Origin of the sequence: Geobacillus sp. LYN3 (genome assembly GCF_003064505.1) — a bacterium.
GTDB lineage: Bacteria > Bacillota > Bacilli > Bacillales > Anoxybacillaceae > Parageobacillus_B > Parageobacillus_B toebii.
In genome coordinates, this window is record NZ_QCWL01000001.1 from 1 (window position 1) to 21,174 (window position 21,174).

22 protein-coding genes and 3 pseudogenes are annotated in these 21,174 nt (G+C 41.1%); 5 read left to right on the forward strand and 20 right to left on the reverse strand.

Features of this window, described 5'->3' with window-relative positions:
- Positions 1 to 5 precede the first annotated feature (5 nt).
- From DCC82_RS18630 to DCC82_RS00040, 8 genes and pseudogenes are all read right to left on the reverse strand, one after another.
- Positions 6 to 1,169: pseudogene (locus DCC82_RS18630) on the reverse strand (RNA-guided endonuclease InsQ/TnpB family protein).
- 279 nt (positions 1,170 to 1,448) lie between these two features.
- Positions 1,449 to 1,790 (reverse strand): monovalent cation/H(+) antiporter subunit G, encoded by a 342-nt coding sequence (gene mnhG, locus DCC82_RS00010; protein WP_015864943.1) that lies wholly within the window; start codon positions 1,788 to 1,790, stop codon positions 1,449 to 1,451.
- Positions 1,774 to 2,055, reverse strand: coding sequence for a Na(+)/H(+) antiporter subunit F1 (locus tag DCC82_RS00015; RefSeq protein WP_015864944.1), 282 nt, complete (start codon positions 2,053 to 2,055; stop codon positions 1,774 to 1,776). The genes mnhG and DCC82_RS00015 overlap by 17 nt, the downstream gene beginning before the upstream one ends.
- Positions 2,052 to 2,528, reverse strand: a complete 477-nt coding sequence (locus DCC82_RS00020) for a Na+/H+ antiporter subunit E (RefSeq protein ID WP_015864945.1) — start codon at positions 2,526 to 2,528, stop codon at positions 2,052 to 2,054. Before DCC82_RS00020 ends, DCC82_RS00015 begins: the two co-directional genes overlap by 4 nt.
- Before the next feature lie 6 nt (positions 2,529 to 2,534).
- The gene (locus DCC82_RS00025) at positions 2,535 to 4,007 is read right to left on the reverse strand and encodes a Na+/H+ antiporter subunit D (protein WP_015864946.1); all 1,473 of its coding nucleotides are present in this window, start codon (positions 4,005 to 4,007) and stop codon (positions 2,535 to 2,537) included.
- Positions 4,000 to 4,341: a Na(+)/H(+) antiporter subunit C gene (locus DCC82_RS00030; RefSeq protein ID WP_015864947.1), complete on the reverse strand. Its 342-nt coding sequence runs from the start codon at positions 4,339 to 4,341 to the stop codon at positions 4,000 to 4,002. The genes DCC82_RS00025 and DCC82_RS00030 overlap by 8 nt, the downstream gene beginning before the upstream one ends.
- Positions 4,341 to 4,763: a Na(+)/H(+) antiporter subunit B gene (locus DCC82_RS00035; protein WP_015864948.1), complete on the reverse strand. Its 423-nt coding sequence runs from the start codon at positions 4,761 to 4,763 to the stop codon at positions 4,341 to 4,343. Before DCC82_RS00035 ends, DCC82_RS00030 begins: the two co-directional genes overlap by 1 nt.
- Positions 4,763 to 7,162 (reverse strand): Na+/H+ antiporter subunit A, encoded by a 2,400-nt coding sequence (locus DCC82_RS00040; protein WP_015864949.1) that lies wholly within the window; start codon positions 7,160 to 7,162, stop codon positions 4,763 to 4,765. The genes DCC82_RS00035 and DCC82_RS00040 overlap by 1 nt, the downstream gene beginning before the upstream one ends.
- Positions 7,163 to 7,896: 734 nt before the next feature.
- On the opposite strand from DCC82_RS00040, the gene DCC82_RS00045 reads away from it, so the two are divergent.
- Positions 7,897 to 8,505, forward strand: coding sequence for a biotin transporter BioY (locus DCC82_RS00045; RefSeq protein WP_097353798.1), 609 nt, complete (start codon positions 7,897 to 7,899; stop codon positions 8,503 to 8,505).
- 61 nt (positions 8,506 to 8,566) lie between these two features.
- Here DCC82_RS00045 and DCC82_RS00050 read toward each other — a convergent pair whose 3' ends face one another.
- The 3 genes from DCC82_RS00050 to DCC82_RS00060 all read right to left on the reverse strand — a co-directional run bounded on the left by DCC82_RS00050 (position 8,567) and on the right by DCC82_RS00060 (position 11,895).
- Complete coding sequence (locus DCC82_RS00050) at positions 8,567 to 9,565, reverse strand: inorganic phosphate transporter (RefSeq protein ID WP_097353799.1); 999 nt, start codon at positions 9,563 to 9,565, stop codon at positions 8,567 to 8,569.
- A gap of 17 nt (positions 9,566 to 9,582) precedes the next feature.
- Complete coding sequence (locus DCC82_RS00055; RefSeq protein ID WP_015864952.1) at positions 9,583 to 10,203, reverse strand: DUF47 domain-containing protein; 621 nt, start codon at positions 10,201 to 10,203, stop codon at positions 9,583 to 9,585.
- Positions 10,204 to 10,401: 198 nt separating this feature from the next.
- Positions 10,402 to 11,895 carry a leucyl aminopeptidase gene (locus DCC82_RS00060; RefSeq protein WP_097353800.1) on the reverse strand — a complete coding sequence of 498 codons (1,494 nt, stop codon included), beginning with the start codon at positions 11,893 to 11,895 and terminating at the stop codon, positions 10,402 to 10,404.
- 217 nt (positions 11,896 to 12,112) lie between these two features.
- Here DCC82_RS00060 and DCC82_RS00065 point away from each other — a divergent pair, with 217 nt between their 5' ends.
- Positions 12,113 to 12,925, forward strand: coding sequence for a cobalamin-binding protein (locus DCC82_RS00065; protein ID WP_097353801.1), 813 nt, complete (start codon positions 12,113 to 12,115; stop codon positions 12,923 to 12,925).
- 20 nt (positions 12,926 to 12,945) lie between these two features.
- Here the strand turns inward: DCC82_RS00065 and DCC82_RS00070 are convergent, their stop codons facing one another.
- The 5 genes and pseudogenes from DCC82_RS00070 to DCC82_RS00085 form a co-directional block, all read right to left on the reverse strand.
- Entirely contained in the window at positions 12,946 to 13,656 is a 711-nt protein-coding gene (locus DCC82_RS00070; RefSeq protein ID WP_097353802.1) for a 3D domain-containing protein, read from the reverse strand.
- Positions 13,657 to 13,762: 106 nt separating this feature from the next.
- The gene (locus DCC82_RS00075; protein ID WP_097353803.1) at positions 13,763 to 14,086 is read right to left on the reverse strand and encodes a YuiB family protein; all 324 of its coding nucleotides are present in this window, start codon (positions 14,084 to 14,086) and stop codon (positions 13,763 to 13,765) included.
- A gap of 74 nt (positions 14,087 to 14,160) precedes the next feature.
- Positions 14,161 to 14,283: a YuiA family protein gene (locus tag DCC82_RS17395; protein WP_015864957.1), complete on the reverse strand. Its 123-nt coding sequence runs from the start codon at positions 14,281 to 14,283 to the stop codon at positions 14,161 to 14,163.
- A gap of 133 nt (positions 14,284 to 14,416) precedes the next feature.
- Positions 14,417 to 14,629 (reverse strand): annotated as a pseudogene (locus tag DCC82_RS17810) (NUDIX hydrolase); the annotation flags it as partial.
- A gap of 119 nt (positions 14,630 to 14,748) precedes the next feature.
- The gene (locus DCC82_RS00085) at positions 14,749 to 15,963 is read right to left on the reverse strand and encodes an NAD(P)/FAD-dependent oxidoreductase (RefSeq protein WP_097353804.1); all 1,215 of its coding nucleotides are present in this window, start codon (positions 15,961 to 15,963) and stop codon (positions 14,749 to 14,751) included.
- Between the two features lie 299 nt (positions 15,964 to 16,262).
- Between DCC82_RS00085 and DCC82_RS00090 the strand changes: the two genes are divergently transcribed.
- A complete protein-coding gene (locus DCC82_RS00090) occupies positions 16,263 to 17,255 on the forward strand; it encodes an NAD(P)/FAD-dependent oxidoreductase (RefSeq protein ID WP_015864959.1) in 993 nt (330 codons plus the stop codon).
- A gap of 162 nt (positions 17,256 to 17,417) precedes the next feature.
- Here the strand turns inward: DCC82_RS00090 and DCC82_RS00095 are convergent, their stop codons facing one another.
- The 3 genes from DCC82_RS00095 to DCC82_RS00105 all read right to left on the reverse strand — a co-directional run bounded on the left by DCC82_RS00095 (position 17,418) and on the right by DCC82_RS00105 (position 19,172).
- Complete coding sequence (locus DCC82_RS00095; RefSeq protein WP_015864960.1) at positions 17,418 to 17,780, reverse strand: HesB/IscA family protein; 363 nt, start codon at positions 17,778 to 17,780, stop codon at positions 17,418 to 17,420.
- A gap of 54 nt (positions 17,781 to 17,834) precedes the next feature.
- Positions 17,835 to 18,689: a diaminopimelate epimerase gene (gene dapF, locus DCC82_RS00100; RefSeq protein ID WP_015864961.1), complete on the reverse strand. Its 855-nt coding sequence runs from the start codon at positions 18,687 to 18,689 to the stop codon at positions 17,835 to 17,837.
- A gap of 243 nt (positions 18,690 to 18,932) precedes the next feature.
- Positions 18,933 to 19,172 carry a YuzB family protein gene (locus DCC82_RS00105; RefSeq protein WP_015864962.1) on the reverse strand — a complete coding sequence of 80 codons (240 nt, stop codon included), beginning with the start codon at positions 19,170 to 19,172 and terminating at the stop codon, positions 18,933 to 18,935.
- A 193-nt stretch (positions 19,173 to 19,365) separates the two neighbouring features.
- Between DCC82_RS00105 and DCC82_RS00110 the strand changes: the two genes are divergently transcribed.
- Positions 19,366 to 20,436 (forward strand): NAD(P)/FAD-dependent oxidoreductase, encoded by a 1,071-nt coding sequence (locus tag DCC82_RS00110; RefSeq protein ID WP_097353805.1) that lies wholly within the window; start codon positions 19,366 to 19,368, stop codon positions 20,434 to 20,436.
- A gap of 40 nt (positions 20,437 to 20,476) precedes the next feature.
- On the opposite strand, the gene DCC82_RS00115 is transcribed toward DCC82_RS00110, so the two are convergent.
- Positions 20,477 to 20,800, reverse strand: a complete 324-nt coding sequence (locus DCC82_RS00115; RefSeq protein ID WP_015864964.1) for a YuzD family protein — start codon at positions 20,798 to 20,800, stop codon at positions 20,477 to 20,479.
- A 30-nt stretch (positions 20,801 to 20,830) separates the two neighbouring features.
- Between DCC82_RS00115 and DCC82_RS00120 the strand changes: the two are divergent.
- Positions 20,831 to 21,132: pseudogene (locus DCC82_RS00120) on the forward strand (NifU family protein); the annotation flags it as partial.
- Between the last annotated feature and the right edge of the window lie 42 nt (positions 21,133 to 21,174).

Below are 21,174 nucleotides of genomic sequence, written 5' to 3' on the forward strand. Positions count from 1 at the left end.
CTAGCCTAATTGGCTGCCGCGTTCGGCTGGTTGACAGCAGCCCTGCGGATGTTTTCCGCAGCCACGTTGTCGGCAGGGGCAGCGTACCCACAAGCTCGACAACAAAACTGATCCCTTGACGGTCTGTTTTCTTTGGCCACATGTCCGCAAACCGGACAGGTGCGGGAAGTATTTTTTGGATGAACTTATACCACCGGCACGCCAGCGATCGCCGCTTTATACTCAATAAACTTTCTCAACTGATAAAAAGACCAAGAAGAGTGTTGACGACGCTGTTGCTTTTTAACCGTTTTCTCGGTGCGTTGGCGGATGCCCTTTAAATCTTCAAGGGCAATGCCGCATCCGAGTGCCTTTGCCTTTTCAACAATCTTCTTGCTAATGCAGTGGTTCACATCACGGGCAAATAGTTTTTCCTTCTTGGAACGCTTTTTAAGCAGGCGTTTCGCTGACTTGGTGCCTTTCTTTTGGAGTTTGGCGCGAAGTTTCGCATGGCGGCGGCGCAGCCCGTTGACCTTCGAGCCGGAAAATACCTCACCGGTGCTATCGACGGCGATATTCATGATGCCAAGGTCCACACCGATAAATCCGTTTTCGGAATTGGGCTGGCCTTCGGGAACGTCCACCACGAGCAGTAAATAAAAAATACCGTTTTGAAGGACTAAATCGGCTTGACCCCGAACACGGTTGCCGCACAGCAAACCTTGATGGTAGCGGCTAATGACCATAGGGATTTCCATTCTTCCTTGCAAGGTAAGGATGGAAGCATACTCTAACCCTTTAAAGGACAGGATTCTTTCATCATACACGATGGCACCGGTTTCTTTAAAGTTATGCAAGGTTTTTTNATCGCATATTTATCAAAATTTGGGGGCTAGAAGTTCAATTTATCTCGAAGAATTTTTACTCCTCAGAGCTGAGTTTTTTTTATCCAAACGATAGCTTTCCGACACTTTGCCGATGGCACGAACGGTCATTTGGGCAGAGAGGCCAAATTTTTCCCTGACGTCATAGTAGCAAAGCCGCTGGATTTTCGTTTTGGAAAAGGTTCTGGAGCGAAAAGCAATCTCGCTAATATAGTTGCATGCTTGGTTAAACCGTTTCATTGTTTCCAGCAGCGCATGAAACTGTTCAAGAGTTGGCATTAATTTAATCTTGAGAGTGCAGAGCATTCTTGATTCACCTACCTTTCTAAATCCAGTGTACTTATGTTGAACGAAAAATTCAATATATACTAAAAATATAACCCCCGCCTTCCTTCCACAGCTAAAGCAGTGGGCTTCCGGCGGATGTTCTCGTGATTTTTATTAAAGGGCTTCTTCTTGATTCGTTTCAACGAAACGGATATTTCTTCAAAAAGAAAAAAAGGGACTTTTTTACAGCCCCCTGTGATGAAACAGTGCAAGTGCGCCTTTATTAAGCCTATTCGCTTGCCATTGGGAGAGCCGCCTTTATTCCTTCTGATTGCGGAGATCGTCCCGAACGGTTCTTTCCCATAGTTCAACCCCGGAATAATAAGCGGCACGGCTGATAAAATGCGCTGCAACTGGAGAGGTCATAAAAATGAAGACAATTGCTAATAAAAGACGGGAATTAAAATGACCTTCCTGGATGAAAAAATGAAAACACGTGCCAAGTAAAATAAACATAATCCCAAGTGTGGTGCTTTTACTGATAGCATGGCTTCTTGTATACACATCTGGCAGCCGAATCGCGCCGATAGCTGAAATTAACACTAAAATAGCACCAACAACCACGAAGAAAATAACAACTGCATCAGCGATCCCTTTCACGTTCGATGACCACACCTTTCTGTAAAAATTTTGCGAACGCCACCGTTCCAAGGAAAGCTAAAATACCAATTAACAAAATCACTTCAAGAAACGCACTCGTTTCTAATATGATGGAGAAAATCGCTACAATTCCTGCCAAACAAATTCCCATTGCATCAAGTGCAATCACTCGGTCAGCAACGCTCGGCCCTTTCACAACCCGATAAAGAAAACAAAACATGGCAATGGACAGGATAACGAGCGCAATATTAAAAATAACCGTCATTTGCTCACCTCCAGAATCGTCTTTTCAAACGATTCTTTTATTTGTTTAATCGTCTCCTCGACATTAGGAGCATCAAGTGCGTGGACATAGAGCGTATTACCGTCTTCCGACACATCTACAACGAGCGTTCCGGGAGTTAACGTAATTAAGTTAGATAGCACCGTGATTTCCCAGTCTTTTTTTACCTCAAGCGGCAGCGCGAAAATACACGGTTGAATATTCATTGACGGGGCTAATATCACTTTTAGGACAGCGATATTCGACAACAACAGTTCTTTCAAAAAGATAAGAATAAGCTTGCATATCACAAGAAAAGGGATGACATAGAAACGAGAGTGAAAATATCTTCTTAACATGAAAATAATCAGTAAACCAAGAATGTACCCGACAATGAAGGTGGAAGCATTAAACGAAGCGGAAAGAAACATCCAGACAAATGCTAATAAAACATTCAGCAATATTTGTAATGCCATTCGTCTCTACTCCTTTAACACCGACTCGATATAAATCGCTGGATCCGCTAGCACCGATATGGCTTGTGACACGAACGGACGAACAAATTCAATTCCGACTCCATATAAAACCGTCAATCCTAGCAACATAGCGATAGGAATATAAAGTGTGCGAATTTCTTTTGCTTCATATCCTTTTTGTTCGCCCCAACATCCATAAACAAAAATTTTCATAATAGAATAGAGCACGAACAAACTCGACAGCAAAATAACGAGAGCAGAAAGAAGCTGGCCGTCAGCAAAACTGGAGCGAACAATAAGCGCTTTTCCTATAAAGCCGCTGAACGGCGGGATGCCTGCAAGCGCGAGAGCAGAAAGAAACACCATCCATCCTAACAGCGGATAGGTTTTCATTAATCCACTAAATTGATTCAACTGATTCGTTCCCGTAACATACGCAATCGCTCCAATAATCAAAAACATCGTTGTTTTCATCACCATATCTTGCAGTAAATAAAAGACAGTACCTTCCAAACTTTCGTTCGTCATCAGTGAAATCCCAAACGTCATGACACCGACCGCCGCAATAATGTTATAAATAACGATTTGCCGCAAATCACGATAAGCAATTGCCCCGATGACTCCGACAACAATTGTTCCAATGGACAACCATGCTAAAATAGTGTGCGTATAACCTACATCATGATGAAAAATAAGAGTAAATGTACGTAAAATTGAATATACTCCTACTTTCGTAAGAAGGCCGCCGAAAAGAGCCAAAACAGCGGATGGCGGAGCGGAATACGACCCTGGAAGCCAGAAATAAAACGGGAAAATCGCTCCTTTTAACCCGAAAACGATAAGAAACAAAATAGCAATCACCGTTAAAATAGACTGATTTTCCACCTCGGCTACACGAACAGAAAGGTGGGCCATGTTTAACGTTCCAGTTACAGCGTATAAATATCCCACAGCAATAACGAATAGAGCGGATGAAAAAACATTGACGAGCATATACTTAATCGTTTCCCGCAACTGTATTTTCGTTCCTCCCAATACAAGAAGAACATACGAAGATATAAGCATCACTTCGTAAAAAACAAACAAGTTAAAAATATCTCCGGTTGTAAACGCACCATTAATACCAACAAGCAAAAAATAGAAGAACGAATAGTAATAAAATGATTCGCGGCTGCGGCCAATGGTGGCAAAAGAATAAAGCAAGCAGGCAAACGCAATGATGCTTGTCGTCAATACAAGCATGGCAGACAGCATATCCGATACAAGCGTAATACCGAATGGAGCAGGCCAGTTTCCGATATCCAACGTTTGTATTCCTTCCGTATGAACACGGCGTACTAGCATGATGCTAGCGAATATCATTCCTAATGCTCCAAAAACGGATATCGCTTTTTGAGCAGAAATATTCTTCGCGAAAAAAATTAGGACAATAGCAGTAACTAATGGAATGATTATTGGCAATATCAGTAAATTAATCATCTTCTTCCTTTCCCCTCATTTTTTCAATATTATCCGTTCCAATCTCTTGATATGAACGATAAGCGAGAACTAGAAAAAAGGCAGTTACACCAAAGCTGATCACAATCGCTGTCAAAATGAGCGCTTGTGGTATTGGATCCACATATTGTTTCGCCTGTTCTTCTAATAGAGGCGGGGCCCCAGCCTTTAATCCCCCCATTGTTAACAACAGTAAATGTGCTCCATGACTTAGTAAACCGGTTCCGATAATAATTCGGAGCAAACTTTTACTCAATATGAGATAAGTAGCCCCGGCAAACAAACAGCCAATGACAATGATCATGACAATTTCCATTAATCGCTCTCTCCTATCGTTTCAATAATGGTCATCGTAGTTCCGATAACGACAAGATATACGCCTAAGTCGAAAAGAACAGCGGTATGCAGCGATGTTTGGCCTAACAGCGGGAGATGAAAGTGATGGTGAGCATGGGTTAAAAAGGGGACATTAAAAACAAGTCCCCCTATTCCCGTACCGACAGCAAATAAAAGCCCAACACCGATTAAAATTTTATAATCAACCGGAATCATTGATCGAACTGTCTTTATATCAAACGTCAAAAGCAACAACACGATGGCGCCGGAAGTCATTAGCCCGGCAATAAATCCCCCGCCTGGATGATAATGCCCCGCAAAAAAGAGATGAATGGAAAATAAGATGATAATAAACGTCACGACACAGGTCAACGTCCGCAAAATAACGTCGTTCGTTTTCACTATTTCTCTCCTTTCGACATTCGTAGTTTGACCATCACGTAAATGCCCAAAGCTGCAATACCGAGCACACATATTTCAAACATCGTATCAAAACCCCGGAAATCAACTAAAATGACATTGACCATATTTTTTCCCGCGGCTTTTTCATACGTATTTTCCACATAATATTGGGCAATGGTGTCGAAATTTTTTTGGCTATAGGAAAGTAAAGCGATCAAGCTAACTATCACTCCGACCCCTATGGAAATGAGGGCATTTCCCAATCTAAAACGAATCCCTTTTTCATGACGGCTGAGCTGTGGCAGGTGATAAAAGCAAAGCAAAAATAGCGAGACGGAAATCGTTTCAATGACTAACTGCGTCAACGCTAAATCCGGTGCACGGAACAATACGAAGAAAAGAGTGACCGTATAGCCGACGGAACCAAGTGCAATAATGGCGGTTAAACGTGATTTAGCCATGATAGTAGTGATGGTTCCAGCGATGATAATTAGTGATAATACAAGTTCATGAGCCCCTACTGGTGCCAAATGATCAGTTGAAATATGCCATTTTCCTTTCACCAAGATGGAGAAAGCGAGCAACGCAATGAAAGCGGAGAGAATATACACAAAGTAAGTACGGATATAGCCTGTCATATAGCTTTCGGTTAACGTGTACGATCCTCTCTCCATTCCATCTACCATACGGTCATACAGATGATTAAGAGAAAGACGCTTCGGAAATTTTTGATATAGACTTTTCCATCTTGGAAATGTCTTGTACAACATTGTCCCAAGTACAATAACGCCAATCGTCATCCATAGCTCAATGGTCCATCCGTGCCAGTGGCTAATGTGCAGCGCCGATCCTTCCGTGCGAAATGGACCGGTTAAAATCGCATCAGCAGCTGGAGCGATGAGCGTATGTGACAACATGTTTGGGAAAAGTCCAAATACGATGACGAGAAGCGCGAGAACAACCGGAGCAATAAGCATTCCTAACGGCGCTTCGTGCGGTTTCTTCGGCAATTGTTCAGGCTGATAGGAGCCGAAAAACGTTCTGCCGAGTAACAAAAAGCTGTACAAGAACGTAAAAACGCTAGCAATCCATGCAATAACCGGGAATAAAATTCCCCATGTATCAAGCGAAAAAATGTCCGCCTGCAGCACCCGAACCATTGCCGTAAAAAACATTTCTTTGCTTAAAAATCCATTAAACGGTGGCATTCCCGCCATCGATAGCGCACCAATCAACGCAACTGTAAATGTGATTGGCATCACCGTCATTAAACCGCCGAGACGACGAACATCTCTCGTCCCTGTTTCATGGTCAACAATGCCTACGACCATAAACAAGCTTCCTTTAAACGTCGCATGGTTAATCAAATGGAACACTGCCGCCACCGTCGCGATTATATATATATTGTCATCAATAGTATCGTAATGAAACGAGAGCGCTCCAACACCAAGCAGCGACATGATTAAGCCGAGCTGGCTAACGGTAGAATACGCTAATATACCTTTGAGATCCGTCTGCCGTGGAGCGTGAAACGACGCCCAAAACAGTGTCAAAATTCCTATTCCGCCAACTAGCCAAATCCATAACGGCGATACGGCGAATATTGGCGTTAAGCGCGCAACTAAGTAAATCCCTGCTTTCACCATCGTTGCGGAATGCAAGTATGCACTTACTGGCGTTGGCGCTTCCATGGCATCAGGAAGCCAAATATAAAACGGAAACTGCGCAGATTTTGTAAAAGCCCCTAACAAAATTAGCAATAACGCCGGCACAAACAGCGAATGGCCTGCCAGCTCAGAAGATTGGGCAGCTAATTCGCGTATGCTATACGTTCCTCCCATGACGGACAGCAGCAAAAAGCCCCCAAGCAAGGCAAGTCCGCCAAAAATCGTAATCAACATCGATTTCTGCGCCCCGTAACGGGAGCGTTCACGCTCATTCCAATAGCCAATTAATAAGAAAGAAGAAAGCGAAGTTAATTCCCAAAACAAATACAGCACCATTAAATTATCGGAAAGAACGACGCCGAGCATCGCTCCCATAAATAAAAGCAAATATACATAAAAATGATGAAGCTTTTCTTTTTCTTTTGATAAATAATAAACCGAATATAAAATAACAAGGGAACCAATTCCTGTAATTAAGAGTGCGAATAATAAACCTAACCCGTCTACATAAGCAGTAAAATCCAATCCTAGAGAGGGAATCCAAGGTACGGTTTCTATTTGTGTGCCATATTTCTCTGTAATCGAAATATACTGAATAAAGTAGATAAATAAGATGATAGGCAAAGGCAAAATAAACAAACCGGTATGAATAGGGCGAACATACTTATACAGAAACGGAACAAAAATAGCTAATAAAAATGGAGATATAATTGCCCAATGCAACATCGACACCGCTTAATCCTCCTAACTTATATTACTTTAGCTGCCTCACCGCCATATTTTATATACAATAACCTTTTGCTAACTATTTGAAGTGAGGCCAATGCAGCAAACATGCCTATTTTAATTATAAGAAATAGTGAAATGTGCTTCTGACTACTATTCTGCCTTGCATGTTGTCGATATACACTACCATTCATCTTTCCCCATTCCATAAATGGTCGTTCGTTATCATGTCTATATTATTTACGTTTTTCCTTATGAATGAATTGCGTTTTATTTTATGATAACATTTGAATGTCTTTTTGTTCAATTCAGCTTGCTCTCATTGACTAAACCAGTGGGGGTTGTCCAACAGCGATACACGTTTCCCCTTTTTGCCCCTTCATGAAGCGACGCGATTTTCTCTTAACCATGTTATAATTGACGAAACAACTCCCATTTCATTGCTCTAAGGTTGGCAAAAAATAAAAAACTCTTCCATTTTTCATTCCGTTCTCCCGCAATGCACATATAGTAATATAGATTATTCACTAATAAGGGGGAACACCACCATGTTTTATGCCTCATTTCCCTTATCCTATCCGATAAGTCCGATAAGGCAGTATCCGCCTGTTAATCCAACTTTTGTATAAAGTCTCCATTGAGATGATTTGTTATGTGCATACTGAAAAAATATTATAGTTGACATAAAAAACATTGTTCGGTACGATTTTGTTAACCGATAAATAAAAGGAGGTTTACATATGAAAGAAACACGCCCAAAATGGCGAGCTATTGACTTAACATTAGTCGGCATGTTTGCAGCATTAATGGCAATTGGAGCAAATATTACGTCGTGGGCGCCATTTCTAGTTATCGGCGGTGTTCCGATTACATTACAAACGTTTTTTTGCGTGCTTGCTGGCGCAATTTTAGGGCGAAGATTGGGAGCAGTAGCAATGATTGTTTATATGCTCATTGGGCTATTCGGCGCTCCTGTGTTTGCACAGTTTGGCGGAGGATTTGGCAGCGTTGCCAGACCAACGTTTGGATTTATTATATCGTTCATTTTTGCTGCTTATGTAACAGGATGGATGATTGAACGGGGAAACGGAAATCCGTCCGTTGTTCGATTTATCGCTGCTACGCTCGCTGGTATGGCCATTAACTATCTGATCGGCACCAACTGGATGTATGTCGCTTATAAATTTTGGGCGGAAGCGCCTAAAGGATTTTCCTATGCTTTGGCATGGAGTTGGATGATCGTCCCGCTTCCAAAAGACATTATTTTATCCGTGATCGCTGGCATCCTTTCACCGCGAATTTATATGTCTGTCCGTAAATCCGCCTCATACCATCAACGCGTGGCATAGAGTAACGCTCCCATAAAAACTTTTCATAAAAAAAACGTGCATGTGAATACATGCACGTTTTTTAAAAAAACAATCTAAAGATTTGATAGACAAATCCAGCAATAAGTGCAGAAACAGGCAACGTAATAATCCATGTTAATACAATGCGCTGCGCCACACCCCATTTAACGCCTTTAACTCGTTGTGCCGCACCAACCCCCATGATTGCGGAAGAAATAACATGGGTCGTACTAACAGGCAAGTGAATCGTGGTGGCGCCAAAAATGATCAGAGCGGACGATAAATCTGCCGCCGCCCCGTTGATTGGGCGGATTTTCATAATTTTTCCCCCAACCGTTTTAATAATTTTCCATCCACCTACTGCGGTTCCAAGCCCCATGGCCGTCGCTGCAGAGATTCTAACCCATTCCGGAATATCTGTCGATGTATGATAATTTGCGGCAATAAGCGCCATCGTGATGATCCCCATCGTCTTTTGCGCATCGTTTGTTCCGTGCGTATACGCTTGAAGAGCAGCAGTTACGACTTGAAACATGCGAAATCCTTTCGTTGTACGCGTCAAGTTAGCGTTTTTAAAAATGGCACGAAACAGACTCATCATGATAAAACCAACTGCTAAAGCAAGAAATGGCGAGATAATAAGAGATTCTAAAATTTTGAAAAATCCTTTATAATGCAAAACATCAAACCCTGCTGCAGAAACAGCGGCACCCGCAATAGAACCGATTAACGCATGCGAAGAACTGCTTGGAATTCCGTAATACCACGTAATTAAATTCCACGCAATGGCTGCTGTCAATGCCGCTAAAATGACGACGGAACCGTTCTCGAGTGCGAATGGATCAACAATATCTTTCGTAATCGTTTTTGCAACACCAGTAAATGTCAATGCGCCAATAAAGTTCATTGTCGCCGCTAAAATAATCGCTTGTCGTGGCGCTAATGCTCTTGTTGATACCGATGTTGCAATGGCATTGGCAGTATCATGAAACCCGTTAATAAAATCAAATGCTAATGCAAAAACGACAATAAGAACAGTAAGCAAAAGTATCATATCCATAAAGACGATGTCCCCTTTTACGCATTACGCATGATGATTGTTTCAATCGTATTTGCCACATCCTCGCAGCTATCCGCAATTTCTTCTAACATTTCATACAGTTCTTTATATTGAATGATTTTAATCGGGTCTTTTTGCACTACAAATAAATTTTTGATCGAAGCACGTAAAATTTCATCGCATTTTGTCTCATAATCCTTAATTTTAATGGCATGTGTCCGCATATCGAGAAGCTTTTTATGAGACAACAGTTTAAGTGCATCGGCAATTTCAATCGTGCTTTGATAAATATTATTAAAAAATTGCACCATATGATCATCAATTTCCGTAAATGAAAACATTTCGAAGCGGGCGGAACATTGTTCTAGTCCATCTAATACATCATCCATCTTCATTGCTAATTGGTGAATGTCTTCGCGCTCAATTGGCGTAATAAACGTTTTATTTAATTCGACAACAAGCTCATGAATATAGGAGTCGCCCTTGCGTTCATATTCTTTCATCACACGCGCAAATTCTTTCAAATCGCTGACATTACGGATTTTATACTCGACAAAATATTGCGCCGCCTCTTTGACGTTTTCGGAAATCGTAAATAATAAATCAAAAAAGACATCTTTTTTTGGTGAAAAAATCATATGAAAACCTCCATTATTTAACGTATAGAAGTAGAATCACCGTGTTTTATTTTAGCAATAAATGTCGAATTTACAATGAACATATAAAAAATTTACACTAAATTTACATTACCTTAACATTTTATAAATATTTTTTAAGTATATCATTCCAAAAAGAAAACGAAGCCATACAAGTCGGCTTCGTTTTTCATATTATTCTTATTCGAATCGCTCCACCAACGTCGCAAGCGTGCGAACCATTACCCCAGTAGCTCCAGACGGTCCGAGATCATGCTCTTTCGAAGTAACGGATGTTCCCGCAATATCAAGATGAACCCACGGTGTATCTTCCGCAAATTCACCGAGAAACGCACCGCCCATAATCGCATGTCCTTCTCGTCCTGGTGAATTATTAAGGTCTGCAATTTTACTGCTGCGTACACGTTCCTTATCCTTTTCCGTAATTGGCAAGCGCCAAATAAACTCCCCTGTTTCCGCAGACGCTTCTAACACTTGCTCAAATAACGCTTCGTTATTGGTCATCGCACCCGTTGTATGAACGCCAAGCGCTACAATGACACCGCCCGTTAGCGTCGCGACATCAATTAAATAGCTGGCGCCATGATGTTTCGCATATGTAATGGCATCTGCTAAAATAAGACGGCCTTCTGCATCGGTATTTTTTACTTCAATCGTTTTTCCGCTCATCGATGTAATCACATCATCCGGTTTAAACGCTTCACCGCTGATCATGTTATCAGTAGCCGGAATGACTGCAACAACATTTTGTTCCGGCCGAAGCTCCCCGATAATTTCCATCGCGCCAAGCACTGCCGCCGCACCAGCCATATCTGTTTTCATATCGACCATGCTTTCACGTGGTTTAAGGGAGTAGCCGCCAGTATCAAACGTCACTCCTTTTCCGACAAGCCCGATGACGTTTTCCCACGTTTCTTTCCCTTGGTATTTGAGGACGATCATTTTTGGCGGATTTTTGGAGCCTTGGTTCACAGCGAGAAACGCTCCCATTCCGAGCTTTTCGATATCTTCTTTTTCAAGAATTTCACATTCAAACTCATATTTGTTTGCCAATTCCACCGCATAATTCGCTAAATCTGCCGCAGTTAATAAGTTGCTTGGAGTGTTGACCAACGTGCGCGCAGAATTCGTTGCCTTTCCGTATACAGAACCGACAAACACGCTTGCTTCGATTTCTGCTTGGTCCGCTTCTGTGTAAATCGTAATGGATTCGATCCGTTTTTCTGGTTCATTCTTTTTTTGTTTATATCCAGGAAATTCGTATGTCGCAAGGTAATAAGCTTCCGAAAGCGCATGTGCTGCATCATTCGCGTCAATATCTTTTGTGACAAACGTATCTAAAGCGATTGCCGCTTCCGTTCGTTTTGCTTGTTTTAATGTTTTAAACAGCTTGCCAAACGCTTCACGCAATAAGTCAAATGTCAACTCTTCTTCTTTTCCTAATCCGACAAAATAAAGTCGTTTTACTCCCGCTTGATTGAGAGTATGTACTTTGGAAATTTGCTTTTTCTTGGCGGAAATATCCCCTTCTTTCAACAAAACCGATACTTGTCCGCCAAGGCGGCGGTCACATTCGGCAATAATTCCGTCTAACGGCTGATTTTTTTCAAACATCCCAACCACTAGCACTTCATGCGTTGTATCAAGGGACAGCTGCTGTTTAATGGTAAACATCTCATCATCTCTCCTTACGATACGGTTTCTTTTTCCATTATATCGAAATACAATGACTATTTCGACATTCCAAACTCATCATAATTCCAGTAGATAATGTTGACAATCTTATCTTCTCCCCTTTTTTCAAAATATCACAAGGAAACAGCATACGCATGTGGAATGAAAAAAGAAGGGAGCATATTGTTCCCCAATGACAAATGGAAGGAGAAGTGCGATGAGACTTATTTCGCTTTGTCCAAGCAACACGGAATTGCTCGCTTATTTAGATATGCACGACCACCTTATTGCCGTAGACAATCATTCCGATTGGCCATCTTCCGTATGCCATCTCCCGAGAGTCGGTCCCGACTTAAATATCGATATGGAAAAGGTAGAAGCAATGAAACCGGATTTAGTGCTTGCTTCTTTAAGCGTTCCAGGTATGGAACGAAACGTACAAGAACTGCAGAAACGGAACATTCCCTACATCGTTTTTGCGCCAAATTCATTGCACGATATTGCAGATGATTTGCTCCGTCTCGGTGAAACACTTGGCCAAAAAGAAACGGCACAAGCCGTCGTTCGCCGCTATCACTCGTTTATAGAGAAATATCGCCAGCTGTCCGCGAATATTAAGCATCCTGCGCGGCTGTATTGGGAGTGGTGGCCAAGGCCGATTTTTACACCTGGTAAAACAAATTGGCTAACAGAAATTAGCCAACTAGCCGGGGCAACGAATATTTTTGCCGATATCGAGCAAGCAAACGTGCAAACCAACTGGGATGAAGTGATAAAGCGAAATCCTTCTCATATTTGCCTCGTCTGGGTTGGCGTGCAGACAAAAAAAATGAATAAAGATGCTGTCAAAAATAGACTTGATGCAGAGAAAGTGGACGCTATCCTTACAGAGAGAATTTACTTGCTCGAAGAATCGTTATATTGCCGTCCTTCTCCGCGGCTTTTGCTTGGTCTAAAAAAACTTGCCGCCTTGTTGCATCCGTCTGTTTTCCCACCTGATGACGGGATTGACCCATTGTTAACAAAATAAAGGGCGGTGCTTGTCCGCCCTTAACTTTTCGATTGTAAATACTGTTGCCTGAACACTTGCATTGTTTCGTCCTCATTTAGTCGTATTAACTCTTCTTCGGAAAGCGTCCCATCACCCTTTTTCACGATATACACTTGTACCTTCTTTTTACCCCAATATTTATATACATCCTCGACCGTATCATAATATAAATCAAGGCGATTTCCTTTAATCGCTCCTCCTTTATCGGCCACGACCCCATATCCATATCCAGGGATAAAAAGAATCGTACCGATCGGGAATATATTTAAATCCGCAGCAATGGTTGAATATAAGTCTCGTTTCACACGCACCCCGGAATAGGTAATCCCATATTCCGGATGATCTGGTGTTTTTCCTGTTGACTCTACTCCTGCCGTATATCCTGTCGCCACAACAACCATGGATGGATATTTTGACCAATCAATCGCTTCTTCAAGACGAAGCGGCTGATTAATGGCCTTTTTCGAGGAAATTTTCGGTTCATTCCGTTTCTCGTAATGCTTCCACTGTTTATCTATCGCAACATATTGTCCTTTATTCCATATGTCAAAAAAATGGTCATCTGTGTAGAAAAATGATGATGCATCATACAAACTGTTAGAAATCGTTTTCGCTTCGACACCTGAAATCGATTGTAATGTCGCTAGTAGCGCCATTACAAACAATAATGACATCGTTATTCTTCTTATTATATTTTTTAGAAGAACCATTTCCTCACTCCTCTCACATTTCTATTTATCTCCACAAAAAAATAGAAATATTCATTGTGAGAAAAGTGAGGCAAAAAAAAAAGACTTTCATATCACCATGAAAGCCTTAAAACATCTGGTATCCTTTCGCACGCAACGCGCGAATGACAAATCCAGCGCAAAGCGCACCGGCAAACCCGCTAGCTAAAATTAAAATATCCGCTGGAGCTAGCGACAATACTTTATGCTTTAACGCTGCAAAGGAAGCTGCTGGATCTGTAAAATATTGCGTCCACGGAATATCATCAATAATAAACATAAATACAATCGGGCACAAAATTGCCATAATCCAAGTCATACGCAACAACATATTTAATAAAAAGCCAATGCCGAAAAATAAAACAAAAAATAAAAGCATTGAAATTAGTACAACAGGCAAGCTCATTTGCATCCCTATTATCACCTCCAGTACACCCTTTTTAAGTGTACTGAATCGGATAAAGGGAGTCAATTTTCAGAAACGGCTTACTTCTTTTGTTCGGTTCCTTTTCCTGAACATCCATAACAAGTTTCCGATCCACCTAACAAAAGCTGTACGTATCCGTTTCCTTCGCAATATGGGCATACCGTTTGTTCTGTATGTTTCATATTTGCCCCTCCATTTTCCCTAATTTTCTGATAATATACCAAAATTTTTTTCAAAAGAAAAAGAGGGATTTTCCTCATTTATCGTGATGTAAACGGATACATCAGTGGCATGCTTCTGTTTTCTTCATATTCCTTAATCTTTCGAATTTTTGAAATATAAACTATATTTTGTGTATCCAAACGGTTCCCCGGGATTGAGTCCGTCATGAGCCGGAAAATAGTGAAATGGTTCTAATTGCAATAAATATCGCAATAACCGAGATGTATGTCGATCTTCTCTCAATCTTTGTTTGCTTAAAAATTCAGCCGCAAACAATTCATCGGTTTGCACAGTAATCGTATGCGAAAAACATTTACATTTGTACGAATACCGTCCATTTTTCGCTAAAAAAAGAAAAGGTTGCTTCAGTATATAAATATGATATAAATGTTGAAAAAGGGCAAACATTGAAGTTTGCCCGTCTATTAGAAGAACTTAAATTTTCCTTTTTTCATTACAAGCGAAGGACCGCCAATTAAATAAAGAGCACGATTGTCGATCATTTTTTTCATAAAGCTTGCTTTTGTTCCCCAAATTTTTTTGCCGAATACAACTCCAATCGCATCATCCTCGCCAAGCGAACAAACCGTTCCTTTAATATCTGGACGGAATGGCTGCAATTCTCCTTGCTGACGAATTAGCACAGCAAGGTTTTTCGCGCACACTTCGCCTTCTTGCATAGCAATTTGTGCCGTTGGCGGATATGGGCGATTTGTTTCTTCATTAATGATTAACGAACAGTCACCAACGACAAAAATATCTTCGTGTCCTGGAACGCGCAAGAATGGGTCCACTTTAATACGACCGCGCATCGCTTCAAAGCCAGACTCATCGATTACATGGCTTCCGCGTACACCAGCGGCCCATACGACTGTGCCTGCTTTAATCTCTTCGATGTCGTCTCCTTTCGCTACGATAATTCCTTCTGGTGTACATTCTTTAATGGCAGTGCCGATTTTAAATTCAACGCCTTTACGCTCTAATTGGTTAACCGCATATTCAACCAGTTCCGGATCAAAACCTGGAAGCGCTGTCGGCGCTGCCTCTACACAAATAATACGAACTTTATGCGGGTCAATATCATACTCGCGGCATAATTCAGGAACACGGTTTACTAATTCCCCTAAAAACTCAATACCTGTAAATCCAGCACCGCCAACAACAATCGTTAAACGCTCATCCCGCTTTTCTTCTTCTGTATTATACGTAGCAAATTGATACTCAATATGTTCGCGAATTTGCCGTGCAGCATTCACGTTTGAAATAGAAAAAGCGTATTCTTTTAATCCTTTAATTCCAAACGTCTCTGATTCAAATCCAAGAGCAATAACTAAATAATCATAGGTGAGTTCGCCATTTTTCATTAACACTTTCTTTTCATCAGGAACTATTTTGACAACCGTGTCTTTCACAAATTTCACTTTATTGCGATCAATCACATCGCTAATTGGATAACGAACTCGGTCATGATGCAATGTACCGGCTGATGCTTCGTGAAGCCATGTTGTTTCATAATGGTAGTCGTTTTTGTTCACGAGTGTAATGCTCGCCTCATTGATCCCAACAAGCTCTTGCAAACGTACTGTTGTCATTAAACCGCCATAACCAGCACCTAAAATGACGACATTTGGTTTTTTCAATTAAATCACTTCCATCCTTTTTAATTTTTTTGTAATTTTGTTTATAGATTTTGCCGCCATGCACATTTTTATCGGGCAAAGTTTGTGAAATTATTCACGTTAATCGTCAAAAAAATGTTAAACAATTGTCACAAAAAATTAACAATGCATCCACAAAACATATTAGCCCTTTTTTTCAATCTTTTCAAGCGTTTTTTATATTTTTATTAGCTACAAAAATCCCCATAAATAACAAATGGCTTTTATGGTATGATAAGATGGTGAGGGTAATTTTATTTGTGGGGGAGGAATCTTTGATAATGAAAGAAGACCAAAAAATATATGATGTTACCATTATAGGAGGCGGACCGGTCGGGCTGTTTGCCGCTTTTTACGGGGGATTAAGGCAGATGAGCGTAAAAATTATCGAAAGCTTGCCGCAATTAGGAGGACAACTGTCTGCTCTTTATCCTGAAAAATACATATATGATGTTGCTGGATTTCCTAAAGTACGTGCTCAAGAATTGATTGATCATTTAAAAGAACAAATGGAGAAATTTTCACCAACTGTTTGTCTTGATCAATCAGTGGAAATGTTAGAAAAATTGGAAGATGGAACATTTAAATTAACGACAAACAAAGAAATACATTATTCCAAAACTGTTGTTATTACCGCAGGAAACGGCGCCTTCCAGCCTCGACGCCTTGAATTAGAAAATGCAACGCAATATGAAGGAAAAAATTTATACTACTTCATTAATGATTTAAATCAATTTAAAGGGCAAAAAGTACTCGTTTGCGGCGGCGGAGATTCCGCTGTGGACTGGTCGCTTATGCTAGAACCAATCGCTGAAAAAGTGACGATTGTACATCGACGCGATAAATTCCGCGCTCATGAACATAGTGTGGAAACATTGATGAATTCCACAGTCAATGTGAAAACTCCATTTGTCCCTGTGGAATTAATTGGTGACGAAGACGGCATTCGCCAAGTTGTCATCGAGCATGTGAAAGACGGCTCTCGCGAAACGATCGAAATCGATGCACTGATTGTGAACTATGGCTTTATCTCTTCGCTTGGGCCAATTAAAAACTGGGGACTTGAAATTGAGAAAAACTCCATAAAGGTTAACTCCAAAATGGAAACAAATATTCCTGGCGTTTACGCTGCTGGCGATATATGCACATATGAAGGAAAAATAAAACTCATTGCTTGCGGATTCGGCGAAGCGCCGATCGCAATCAGCAGCGCAAAAACGTATATCGACCCAACAGCAAGAATGCAGCCGGCACACTCCACTTCATTATTCTAATTTGCTTTTATGTTCACAAAAATGAAAGGGATGCTTTATGTATAAAAAGCATCCCTTTGTTGCGCCCAGTTTGAACAGATTACTTCCATTTTCCTTCTGTTTGCGTGCCGTGATTTGTTCTCTTAACTGTACATTTTCCTGCGCTAATGCTTGCGAGCATCATTAGCACTGTTCCGGCGTGCCTGCATTCGTTGCTGTTCTAAACGATGAACCGCAACCGCATGTGGCAATCGCATTCGGATTGTTAATCGTAAAACCGCCACCCATTAACGATTGTTTATAGTCAATCACCGTTCCTTGTAAAATTGGCGCGCTTTCTTTATCGACTAGAATTTTAATTCCATGCTGTTCAAATTCATGATCGTCTTCATGACGCTCATGGTCGAATCCCATTCCATACGATAAACCGCTGCAGCCGCCGCCTTTCACTCCAATGCGAAGGTATGCTCCTTCCTCCTCATGTTCTTTCATCATATCTTTAATTTGAAACGCAGCTGCTTCTGTAAGTGTAATAATATCAGCCATTGCGATCCCTCCTTATGGATAGTATATCGCTTTCCATACATGTTTCTCAAATATTTAATAGTAATACACACCTGTACAAATCGTTTCCGCCGGTCCTGTCATCCGCACATTTCCCTCATCTGTCCATGTAATGATTAAATCCCCGCCTGCCAAATGGACGACCGTTTCTTTATTTCGCGCTGTTTTTCCATTTAATACGGAAGCAACAACAGCTGCACACGCCCCTGTACCGCAAGCTTGCGTCACTCCAGAGCCGCGCTCCCATACGCGAAAATGGAGTTCATGGTCGTTTACCACCTCGACGAATTCGACATTTACCCCTTCAGGAAACCGCTCGTCCTTTTCCACAATCGGACCAAGTGTCGTTACCGGCGCTGTTGTGATATCATCCACGTAAAAAATGACATGAGGGTTTCCCATCGAAACGGCTGTAATTTCATACTGTTTTCCATCGACTTCAAACGGTTCTGCAACGACTCGTTCCGCATCCAGACCAATCATCGGGATCTCGCTCCGCTTTAAACGCGGCTTTCCCATATCAATGGTAACGTTTGTAACGGCTCCATTTTCTACGGTAACCTCTGCCTTCACGAGTCCGGACAATGTTTCAATAAAAAAGGATCGGTCTTTTACCATTCCATGCTCATATGCATATTTTGCGACACAACGCAAGCCATTGCCGCAATTTTTCCCTTCAGAACCGTCGCTATTAAAAATCCGCATTTTTACCGGAGCTACTTCTGACGGGCAAATGAGAATCATGCCATCCGCTCCGATTCCGGTATTTACGTTGGATACTTTCACCGCTAAGGACGATAATAATGATTCTGGAATTGTTTCTTCAAACATATTTACATATATATAACTATTGCCGAGCCCATGCATTTTTGTAAACGAAAATTTATTCATTATTTCCTCCTTGAAATAAAAAATTTTTTATACATAAGTATAAATCGAAAATAAACGGGACACAATGAGAATATCCCCCGTTTTTTCATAATATACACCTTAAAGAGGATGTCTGATGGGACATCCTCGTTTTTTATGTCACAGCGAGTACATACTATACATATAATATTCCAAGAATGATCGAAGTGCGGTAAAAATAGTTAATAAAAACAGCGGCTAATCGATATAGCCGCTTCCTTTCGTTCAAAACATCGGATTTTCCTCTAAATAACGATAAATATTTTCTACTAGCTGTTCAGGAGTATCTCCGGTTACGATTTCGCCATTGACTAAAGCGAAAAGAGTTTCCGCACATCGAGTGCAGTAGCTTAAACAGCTGTATTCTATAATATCCAAATTAGGATCCTTTTCTAGTATTTCTAACGCTTTTTGCGATCCGCTCGCTAAATTGCTGATGCAAAACTCAATCATTGGCTGAATCATCGTTTTCTCACCTTCCTACTGTTTTTCATCGTAACGGTTTTTTTTAGAAACGTCAATTCAGACACTTCGTTTGCCATTATATCTTCTTCCTTTGTCAATGCTTTCCGAAAAATTGTTGTTATTTTGCCACAATTTCGTTATACTTTTTTATGGCATTTTGCGTTTTATAAAACGATAAAAGGGGTATTTTACAATGAGACACCTTGTGCTGCTCGGTGGAGGATACGGAAATATGCGAATTTTGCTTCGCCTCCTCCCAAACCATTTACCAGAAGATGTTCACATTACACTCGTCGACCGTATTCCATATCATTGTTTAAAAACAGAGTATTATGCACTCGCAGCAGGAACGATTAGCGATCATCATATTCGCGTTCCATTTCCAGAACATCCGCGTCTTACCTACCGTTTCGGTGAGGTCGTAAACATTGATCTCAACCATCAAAACGTACAATTGCAAGATGGAAGCAGTATCCAGTATGATGATTTAGTGATTGGATTAGGATGTGAAGATAAATACCACGGCGTCCCAGGCGCTGAAACATTTACACATAGCATTCAATCGATTGAGAAAGCGCGAGCGGCATACGAAGCATTAAATAATTTACCGCCTGGCGCTATTGTCGGAATTGTCGGTGCGGGACTAAGCGGCGTTGAATTAGCAAGTGAATTAGCCGAAAGCCGCCCTGATTTGCACATCAAACTGTTTGACCGCGGAGAACGAATTTTGCCAATGTTTCCAAAACGGCTCAGCAACTATGTGGAAAGTTGGTTTAAACAACACGATATTGAAATCGTTCGCGGTTCTAACATTACAAAAGTAGAAGAACATACTCTTTATAATCACGATCATCCGGTTCATTGCGATGTCATTGTATGGACAGCGGGAATACAGCCAAACCGTGTCGTCAGAAACTTGCCAGTAGAGAAAGACAAACAAGGCCGTGTTATTTTAACGAAACAACATCACATTCCTGGATATGAAAATGTATACGTAGTTGGTGATTGCGCAAGTTTGCCGCACTCTCCAAGCGCGCAGCTTGCAGAAGGGCAAGCGGAGCAAATCGTTCAAGTATTACAAAAACGTTGGAAAGGAGAAGAGCCACCGAGCGAATTCCCGCCAATTAAATTAAAAGGTATTCTCGGGTCGCTCGGCAGAAAACATGGATTCGGCCTTCTCGCTGATCGTCCAATCACCGGGAGAGTCCCTAGATTGTTAAAATCAGGAGTATTATGGATGTATAAATATCACAACGGTTATTAATGAAAAAAGGGAGATCTTCGTTCCAAGATCCCCCTTTTTATCATCGATAACCATACTTCTCCATTTCTGCATAAATCGCCTTTAGCTTTGGGTTTCCTTCTCCGACAATGGCACCCTCAATCACAATAACAGGGTAAAATAAATCTTCTTCGATCACTTTTTTGGCAAACGCCTTTTTCTCCTCATCATCTTCTGGTGGGTTAAAAATATCAATATACGTAATGGAAAACGGCTGGTCTGGATATTTCCGTTTAATAGCTGCTTCTAGCCATTCATATGTTTCTTTGGAAGATGGCAATTGCACACAAGATGGACAAATCACATCGGCACCATATACGCATATTTCTACTTGCTTCAGCGTCATATATTTCCACCTTTCATATCATAAAAACAAAATTTATTATTAGATTTTTTTCTTTATCATGATTATAATAAACTTAAAGAAAGGAGTCGATAAAAATGACGGATCAAGAAATCAAAGAACAAGTGCAAGAAGTTTTGGATAAACTGCGCCCGTTTTTGCTTCGTGACGGCGGGGACTGCGAATTAATCGACGTTGAAGACGGTGTTGTCAAATTACGCTTGCTCGGTGCATGCGGAAGCTGCCCAAGCTCAACGATTACATTAAAAGCCGGAATTGAACGCGCACTCTTAGAGGAAGTACCAGGCGTTGTCGAAGTAGAACAAGTATTCTAATCACGAGGTTCATGCCAAAAATAACAGCGGTTTCCCAATGGA

Excerpts from the sequence above, each read along its gene's own strand:
- DCC82_RS00015 (WP_015864944.1), bottom strand. The coding sequence starts at position 2,055 with ATGACGGTTATTTTTAATATTGCGCTCGTTATCCTGTCCATTGCCATG.
- DCC82_RS00020 (WP_015864945.1), bottom strand. The coding sequence starts at position 2,528 with ATGGCATTACAAATATTGCTGAATGTTTTATTAGCATTTGTCTGGATG.
- DCC82_RS00025 (WP_015864946.1), bottom strand. The coding sequence starts at position 4,007 with ATGATTAATTTACTGATATTGCCAATAATCATTCCATTAGTTACTGCT.
- DCC82_RS00030 (WP_015864947.1), bottom strand. The coding sequence starts at position 4,341 with ATGGAAATTGTCATGATCATTGTCATTGGCTGTTTGTTTGCCGGGGCT.
- DCC82_RS00045 (WP_097353798.1), top strand. The coding sequence starts at position 7,897 with ATGAAAGAAACACGCCCAAAATGGCGAGCTATTGACTTAACATTAGTC.
- DCC82_RS00050 (WP_097353799.1), bottom strand. The coding sequence starts at position 9,565 with ATGGATATGATACTTTTGCTTACTGTTCTTATTGTCGTTTTTGCATTA.
- DCC82_RS00055 (WP_015864952.1), bottom strand. The coding sequence starts at position 10,203 with ATGATTTTTTCACCAAAAAAAGATGTCTTTTTTGATTTATTATTTACG.
- DCC82_RS00060 (WP_097353800.1), bottom strand. The coding sequence starts at position 11,895 with ATGTTTACCATTAAACAGCAGCTGTCCCTTGATACAACGCATGAAGTG.
- DCC82_RS00065 (WP_097353801.1), top strand. The coding sequence starts at position 12,113 with ATGAGACTTATTTCGCTTTGTCCAAGCAACACGGAATTGCTCGCTTAT.
- DCC82_RS00070 (WP_097353802.1), bottom strand. The coding sequence starts at position 13,656 with ATGGTTCTTCTAAAAAATATAATAAGAAGAATAACGATGTCATTATTG.
- DCC82_RS00075 (WP_097353803.1), bottom strand. The coding sequence starts at position 14,086 with ATGCAAATGAGCTTGCCTGTTGTACTAATTTCAATGCTTTTATTTTTT.
- DCC82_RS17395 (WP_015864957.1), bottom strand. The coding sequence starts at position 14,283 with ATGAAACATACAGAACAAACGGTATGCCCATATTGCGAAGGAAACGGA.
- DCC82_RS00090 (WP_015864959.1), top strand. The coding sequence starts at position 16,263 with ATGAAAGAAGACCAAAAAATATATGATGTTACCATTATAGGAGGCGGA.
- DCC82_RS00095 (WP_015864960.1), bottom strand. The coding sequence starts at position 17,780 with ATGGCTGATATTATTACACTTACAGAAGCAGCTGCGTTTCAAATTAAA.
- dapF (WP_015864961.1), bottom strand. The coding sequence starts at position 18,689 with ATGAATAAATTTTCGTTTACAAAAATGCATGGGCTCGGCAATAGTTAT.
- DCC82_RS00105 (WP_015864962.1), bottom strand. The coding sequence starts at position 19,172 with ATGATTCAGCCAATGATTGAGTTTTGCATCAGCAATTTAGCGAGCGGA.
- DCC82_RS00110 (WP_097353805.1), top strand. The coding sequence starts at position 19,366 with ATGAGACACCTTGTGCTGCTCGGTGGAGGATACGGAAATATGCGAATT.
- DCC82_RS00115 (WP_015864964.1), bottom strand. The coding sequence starts at position 20,800 with ATGACGCTGAAGCAAGTAGAAATATGCGTATATGGTGCCGATGTGATT.